The organism is Bacillus pinisoli, from assembly GCF_023036475.1.
Classification (GTDB): Bacteria; Bacillota; Bacilli; order Bacillales; family SA4; genus Bacillus_BS; species Bacillus_BS pinisoli.
This window is the reverse complement of record NZ_JAJQKI010000011.1, coordinates 111551-119281: the sequence shown is the minus strand read 5'-3', so window position 1 is coordinate 119281 and position 7731 is coordinate 111551. Positions and strand designations below refer to the sequence as shown.

Annotated in this window: 6 protein-coding genes; all 6 read right to left on the bottom strand. The window is 37.0% G+C overall.

Annotated features, from left to right (window positions below):
• Nucleotides 1–299 precede the first annotated feature (299 nt).
• Nucleotides 300–1379 (bottom strand): HD-GYP domain-containing protein, encoded by a 1080-nt coding sequence (locus LT143_RS15665; RefSeq protein WP_246944332.1) that lies wholly within the window; start codon nt 1377–1379, stop codon nt 300–302.
• A gap of 87 nt (nt 1380–1466) precedes the next feature.
• Nucleotides 1467–3974, bottom strand: a complete 2508-nt coding sequence (gene gyrA, locus LT143_RS15660) for a DNA gyrase subunit A (RefSeq protein WP_246944330.1) — start codon at nt 3972–3974, stop codon at nt 1467–1469.
• A gap of 37 nt (nt 3975–4011) precedes the next feature.
• Nucleotides 4012–5925, bottom strand: coding sequence for a DNA topoisomerase (ATP-hydrolyzing) subunit B (gene gyrB / locus LT143_RS15655; protein ID WP_246944350.1), 1914 nt, complete (start codon nt 5923–5925; stop codon nt 4012–4014).
• A 136-nt stretch (nt 5926–6061) separates the two neighbouring features.
• Nucleotides 6062–6319, bottom strand: a complete 258-nt coding sequence (gene remB / locus LT143_RS15650; protein ID WP_246944328.1) for an extracellular matrix regulator RemB — start codon at nt 6317–6319, stop codon at nt 6062–6064.
• A 9-nt stretch (nt 6320–6328) separates the two neighbouring features.
• The gene (gene recF / locus LT143_RS15645; protein WP_246944326.1) at nt 6329–7447 is read right to left on the bottom strand and encodes a DNA replication/repair protein RecF; all 1119 of its coding nucleotides are present in this window, start codon (nt 7445–7447) and stop codon (nt 6329–6331) included.
• A 17-nt stretch (nt 7448–7464) separates the two neighbouring features.
• A complete protein-coding gene (yaaA, locus tag LT143_RS15640) occupies nt 7465–7686 on the bottom strand; it encodes a S4 domain-containing protein YaaA (RefSeq protein WP_246944324.1) in 222 nt (73 codons plus the stop codon).
• Nucleotides 7687–7731 lie beyond the last annotated feature (45 nt).

Sequence of the window (7731 nt, the reverse complement as noted above, 5' to 3'; positions counted from 1 at the left end):
TCGCGTTAGCGAAAATAAACTTCCTTATTATGCGCTGGCATTAATAAGTTTTTTTAAAAATTGTTGTTGATTTACATATACCAACACGCTTGACGTTTTGTTTAGTTTTCAAAGAACTTATATCGCTCAGAAGCGACTTTATTAATATAACATGTTGTCTTTATTAAGTCAATGTCTTTTTTGAAAGAAAATATTAAGTCATGGCTTCTTTAAGAGACAACTTTTATATAATATCATCACTTTCTATAATTAACAAGGATAAATATAAAAAAAAGTGAAGGTTCTCTTCACCTTCACTTTTATAGGATTTCTTCAATATATAAATCACGACGTTGCGCTAATTGTATAAACTCTTGGCTACTCTCTATTTTAACCATAGGTCTTGTAGGAGACTTAGATTCAATAAATACGATCTCTGCAACTTGCCCATCAGAAAGTTTAACCCTTGTGCCAATAGAGAAATTAGCAATACCCGCTGTCAATGCCTGAATAACTGGTATATCAAACTGACCGAAACTGTCTTGGATAATTAACTCTAGAACCTTAAAGGGAGACTGTTTAGAACGGTATGCTCTCTCAGAAGTCATAGCATGATAGACATCAGCTACAGCAAGAATCTTTCCAAATGGGTGAATCTTATCACCATTAATTCCAAGAGGATAGCCACTTCCATCGATTCTTTCATGATGCTGGAATACACCGAGCTTCACCCCTTCTCTAATGACGGGTAAGTTTAATAACATCTTATAGCCATGAGTTGGGTGGATTCTAATTTCATTATATTCTTCCGGTGATAAGGCTGTTTGTTTATTTAATATACTCGGATCTACTTTAGCCATTCCACAATCAGATAAGAGTCCAGCGATAGCAATTTGGATCCATTGACCTTTTTCATAGTTCAACTTGTTGCCTATGAAGCCTGATAAAAGCCCTACTGCAACGGAGTGATGATATAGATAATCTTCTTTTGTTGAATAGTGATGTAACATGAAAATCTCAGAAGGTGTTTTTATACTCCTCTCTAATAAAGGAATAAAGAACTGTCTTACTTTTACAATATCTACTTGAGATCCTGATTGCCAGCTTTGAAACACCTTTTTAAAATCCTGAACAGTTTTTAAATAATGACTGCTAAACGGAAGATAAAGGTCTTCATTTTGGCTTTCTTCTGGATCCCCCATTACTTCACCCGGTCGAAATGGACTTCCATCTACTAATGTTGGTTCAACTGACACTTCATTAACTAGAAACGCATGAAGAACACTAATTTTCTCTTTCGTGAGCACTGTCTTTTTAGGAATAACAGGTTTATTTGTCAAGGAGGTTACATCCATGGATAGTATACAACCTTCTCGTAACTGATTGACTTGAACCTTCATAAATTGGACTCCTCCAAGTTTCCTTCATACTAATACCAGTATTCTATCAAAAAAAGAAGAACACATCGACGTGTTCTTCAAATTTTTTTATTCCTCATCTGTTTCGGATTCGACGACCTCTTCTAGTGTTTCTTCCGTATCCTCTTCGTTGACAGAGTCTTCCGTGTCATCCTTATCAACAACCGCAACAGTTGAAACATTTTCTTCTTCACCTAGGCGTATCAGCCTTACTCCCTGGGCATAGCGACCAAATTGAGAGATATCAGCAGTTGCCATACGAATGATAACACCACTTGCTGTAATAATCATGATGTCTTCTTCACCTGTAACCGTCTTAATTGCCATAACAGGTCCGGTTTTGTCTGTAATGGTAGTGGTTCTTAATCCTTTTCCACCACGGCTTTGAATACGATATTCCTCTTTTGGCGTTCGTTTTCCATAACCGTTTTTCGTTACAACTAACACATCATAACCATCTTCTAGTATTTCCATTCCGACTACTTCATCATCTTCATCTAAGGTGATCCCTTTTACTCCGGTAGCTGTTCTACCCATCGACCTTACATCAGTTTCATTGAAGCGAATAAGCATTCCTTTTTTCGTTCCAATAATCATATCCTTGTTACCATCTGTTAGTCTAACAGAGATCAGTTCATCTTCTTCACGAAGGTTCACAGCTATCAGACCACTTGTCCGAATATTACTGAAGGAAGATAGTGGAGATCGTTTAGAAATACCTTGTTTCGTTGTAAAGAATAAGAAATCATCGTCTGTGAAGCTCTCTACTGGAATCATAGCGTTAACCCATTCATCTTTATCAATTTCTAGTAGGTTAATGATAGGAATCCCTTTTGCAGTTCGACTGAACTCCGGTATTTCATATCCTTTTGCTTTGTATACTTTACCTTTGTTTGTAAAGAATAGAATATGATTATGAGTGGATGTAGTGAGTAGTTGTTCTACAAAATCATCCTCATTTGTACCCATACCCTGTATTCCTCGGCCACCACGCTTTTGTGCACGATAAGTCGAGGCAGGTAATCTCTTAATATAGCCTTTATGGGTTAACGAAATGACGATATTTTCTTCAGGTATAAGATCCTCATCTTCAATCATTTCCGCTCCACCCGCTACAATTTCAGTTCTTCTTGTATCGTTAAAACGTTCTTTCACTTCAGTAAGTTCTTCACGAATGATTTCTAATACCTTTTCTTCGTCAGCTAAAATAGCTCTTAATTCCGCAATTAGTGCGACTAGCCCTTGGTATTCTTCTTCAATCTTTTCTCTTTCTAATCCTGTTAAGCGTTGTAGACGCATGTCTAATATAGCTTGAGCCTGTTTTTCTGATAGAGAGAAATTAGTCATTAATCCTTCTCTAGCAATTTCAGTTGTTTGAGAGCCACGGATTAACGCAATAACCTCATCAAGATGATCTAGTGCAACACGTAACCCTTCTAAGATATGAGCACGTGCTTCCGCTTTCTCTAGCTCATATTGCGTTCTTCTACGAATGACAACCTTTTGATGGTCTAAATAATGACTTAATACTTCTTTAAGATTTAATACTTTAGGTTGTCCGTCTACAAGTGCAAGCATATTAATACCAAAGCTTGTTTGAAGAGCTGTTTGTTTAAATAAATTATTTAGTAAGACGTTGGCATTCGCATCTCTTCGAACTTCGATGACTATTCTCATTCCATTACGGTCAGATTCATCACGTAAGTCTGTAATTCCATCAATCTTTTTATCACGAACAAGCTCAGCAATTTTCTCAATTAACTTTGCCTTATTCACCTGATACGGAATCTCATTAACTATAATTGTTTGTTTACCATTAGACTTTTCTTCAATTTCAACTTTCGCTCTAATGATAATAGAACCGCGTCCTGTTTCATACGCTTTTCGGATACCGCTTCTACCTAAAATTTGACCTGAAGTTGGAAAATCAGGACCTTGTATGATGTCCATTAAATCAGCAATTGTAATGTCAGGGTCTTTACTAACCGCTAAGACGCCATCAATGACTTCTCCTAACTGGTGCGGAGGAATGTTTGTTGCCATTCCTACTGCAATACCTGCTGCTCCATTGACTAGAAGGTTAGGGAAACGAGCTGGTAAAACGACTGGTTCTCTTTCAGATCCATCGTAGTTATCTTTATAATCAATTGTATTTTTGTTAATATCACGGACTAATTCCATCGCAATCTTGGACATTCTTGCTTCTGTATAACGCATCGCTGCAGCTGCATCACCGTCAACAGATCCAAAGTTACCATGTCCATCAATTAGCATGTATCGGAAGTTAAAATCTTGCGCCATACGAACCATTGTTTCATATACCGCTGAGTCTCCGTGTGGATGATACTTACCAATAACCTCCCCAACGATACGGGCAGACTTTTTATAGGCTTTATCTGATGTCATCCCTAAATCATTCATCGCATATAAAATACGACGATGTACAGGTTTTAGCCCATCCCGAACGTCGGGAAGGGCACGTGAAACAATAACACTCATCGCATAATCAAGGAATGATGTTTTCATTTCATGACTAATATTAATTTCTTTTACTTGTGGTTTTCGGTTTTCAGACATATTGTTCCTCCTTGAGGACATTAGGCATATTCAAGTATTAGATATCTAAATTCTGTACATATTGAGCATTTTCCTCAATGAAATTACGTCTTGGGTCTACCTTGTCGCCCATCAGCATTTCAAAAGTTTCATCTGCTTCAATTGCATCCTGTAACGTAACTTGTAGTAAAGTTCTTGTCTCAGGATCCATCGTTGTTTCCCATAGCTGTGTTGGGTTCATTTCCCCTAATCCTTTGTAACGTTGTATACCTGGCTTAGGTTGATTTGGCATCTCAGCTAAAATTGTTTCAAGCTCACGGTCATTATAGGCATATTCAACTCGTTTCGCTTGTTGAATTTTATATAATGGCGGCTGAGCAATATAGATATATCCATGCTCAATGATTGGACGCATGTAACGGTAGAAGAAAGTTAGTAACAGAGTACGAATATGAGCACCATCTACATCAGCATCTGTCATGATGACAACCTTGTGGTAACGTGCTTTAGAGATGTCAAAATCTCCACCAATACCTGTACCGAATGCTGTTATCATCGCACGAACTTCATTATTGGAAAGTATTTTATCAAGTCTTGCTTTCTCTACGTTTAGAATTTTACCTCTTAATGGCAAAATAGCTTGGAAATGACGGTCTCTTCCCTGCTTAGCAGAACCACCCGCTGAGTCACCCTCAACGATATAGATTTCACTGATAGAAGGGTCTTTTGATGAACAATCTGCAAGTTTACCAGGTAAACTGGATACTTCTAGCGCAGACTTTCTTCTCGTTAATTCCCTTGCTTTCTTAGCAGCCATACGAGCACGAGCCGCCATAATTCCTTTTTCAATAATTTTTCTAGCTACAGAAGGGTTTTCCATCATGAATTTATCAAATGTTTCTCCAAAAGTAGCTTCTGTTACAGTTCTTGCCTCACTATTACCAAGCTTTGTTTTCGTCTGTCCTTCAAATTGAGGATCAGGATGCTTAATAGAGATAATAGCCGTTAATCCTTCACGAACATCTTCACCCGTTAAATTACTTTCATTGTCTTTTAATAAGCTATTCTTCTTTGCATAATCATTAATAACACGCGTTAAAGATGTTTTAAATCCAACCTCATGCATACCACCTTCATAAGTGTGAATATTATTAGCAAAAGAGTATATATTACTTGTGAAGCTGTCATTGTATTGAAGGGCAATTTCAACAGAGATATTATCTTTTTCACCCTCTACGTACACAACCTCTTCATGGACAACTTCCTTTGAGCGATTTAAATGTTCAACATAGGATTTAATACCGCCCTCATACATATATTCATTGGATTTCTGACGGTCTTCTCGTTTGTCTTCAATCGTAATTTTTAGTCCACGATTTAAGAAAGCAAGCTCTCTAATACGATTCGCTAACGTATCATAATCGTATTCAGTCGTTTCTGTAAAAATCTCAGTATCCGGCTTAAAGTGAACGATGGTACCTGTTATATCAGTCTCACCAACTACATCTAGGTCAGCAGCTGGAACTCCTCGTTCAAACTTTTGGTAATGAATTTTTCCGTCTCGGTGTACAAACACTTCAAGCACTGTTGATAGGGCATTAACAACTGATGCACCTACACCATGCAAGCCTCCTGAAACCTTATAACCTCCACCGCCGAATTTACCTCCAGCGTGAAGAACTGTCATAATAACCTCAACAGCCGGTCTACCCATCTTTTCATGAATACCTACAGGAATACCACGTCCATTATCCTTAACAGTAATACTGTTATCTGGTTCTATGGATACATTTATCTCTGAACAATATCCCGCTAACGCTTCATCAATACTATTATCAACGATTTCCCATACGAGATGATGTAACCCTTTAACGCTAGTTGATCCAATGTACATACCTGGACGTTTTCTAACCGCTTCAAGACCTTCTAATACCTGTATCTGATTCTCATCATATGCTTGTTGTTGTTCCATTTCTTTTTGTTCCATTACCACATATTTCACCTACACTTTAACTTTAGGTTACCTAAAGCCGCGATTTTTCTATTGCTATTGTATCTTAAGTCTGTTTTAAGGAATTTCTGTATGTGCCTTTTTAAAACGGGATGACCTACATGATTTGTTCCGATTCAAATATTTGAGTAGCTCTTCGTTTCAATGTGACAGAGGCAAGTGGAGAAAAATAGATCTGATTCATTGTAACGATAATTGTCTTCATTGTCGTTGAAATTTCAATAATTTCTTTTGTCTGTTTCTGAGCTTCAATAAATTCTTGGACAATATTGGATGAAAAATAGAGCTGTCCATCTAAAATGGCGATGATTTCACTGACAGGGACAACCACATTTTCACCTAAATGAATAAACAATCTTCCACCTCATTTCACCTTTTCAATCATACCGGTATTAACATGAAATTGAGCTGCCTGTTTCAATGTCTCATGATCAATACCTTCTACACTGGTAGTCGTTACAAATGTTTGCACCTTTCCCTGAATGGTATTCAATAAATGAGATTGTCTATAATCATCTAGTTCAGACAAAACGTCATCCAAGAGGAGAATAGGGTACTCTCCAATCTCAGAGTGAATAAGTTCTATTTCTGCTAACTTCAATGATAAGGCAGTAGTACGCTGTTGACCTTGTGATCCGAATGTTTGAACATCCTTCCCATTTACAAAAAACAGAAGGTCATCACGATGGGGACCGGCTAGCGTCATACCACGTTCAATTTCTCTATCTTTTATTTTATCAAACTTTTGCTCGTATACTTCTACCATTTTCGACAAATCTATCTTCTCTGATACATCAACAGATGCTTTGTATTGAATTTCTAATGTTTCTAATCCTCTACTTATCCCTTTATGAATAGGTTCTGCCCACTTTTGGAGGAGTTCTAGAAACTCAAATCGCTTCAAAATAATTTTAGCAGCTACTTCAGATAATTGTGAGGTAAGGACCTCTAACATGGTAGTATTACGATCTTTTTGTTTTTGTAGTTGCTTCAAGTAATGGTTACGTTGTTGGAGTATCTTTTGATAAGTACTCAAGTCGTGCATATAGATAGGGGAGACCTGGCCAATTTCCATATCTAAAAATCTCCGTCTGATTGAAGGGTTTCCTTTTACGAGATTTAGATCTTCTGGAGCAAACATGACAATATTCATGGCTCCAATATATTGACTTAATCTTTGCTGCTCTATATGGTTAAGTTTTGCTTTTTTACCTTTCGTTGAAATCACGAGTTGAAGGGGGACAGGCCCTTTTTTCCTCATGACTCTACCTTCTATTTTAGCATACTCTTCTTCCCATCTAATAAGATCTTTATCATTAGAGGTTCGATGTGATTTCGCAATAGCTAAAACATAAATAGCTTCCATCAGGTTTGTTTTTCCTTGTGCATTTTCCCCAAGAATGACATTCACCTTATTTTCAAAAACTACTTCTGTTTTTTTATAATTACGATAGTTTGTTAAAACTAGATTTTCTATAAACAAGGGAATTCCCCCAACTTTTATTCTTTTGTCACAACTGTATATTCCCCTTTACCTTCAACAATAATAGAATCTCCATTACGGAGTTTTCTGCCACGTCGATTATCTTCTTCTCCATTTACAGTGATGACATATTCTTGTAGAAACCATTTTGCCATGCCGCCTGAATCAATAATATTTGCTAACTTTAAAAATTGACCAAGAGTAATATATTCAGTTTGAATCGTTACTTTCTTTGTCATGTTAGTCTCCTTTTTTCTAATCAAGGTATGTATACCCTAATTGTA

What these genes read in the sequence shown, in the direction of transcription:
- gyrA (WP_246944330.1), bottom strand. Translation starts at nt 3,974, where the DNA reads ATGTCTGAAAACCGAAAACCACAAGTAAAAGAAATTAATATTAGTCAT.
- gyrB (WP_246944350.1), bottom strand. Translation starts at nt 5,925, where the DNA reads ATGGAACAACAACAAGCATATGATGAGAATCAGATACAGGTATTAGAA.
- yaaA (WP_246944324.1), bottom strand. Translation starts at nt 7,686, where the DNA reads ATGACAAAGAAAGTAACGATTCAAACTGAATATATTACTCTTGGTCAA.
- LT143_RS15665 (WP_246944332.1), bottom strand. Translation starts at nt 1,379, where the DNA reads ATGAAGGTTCAAGTCAATCAGTTACGAGAAGGTTGTATACTATCCATG.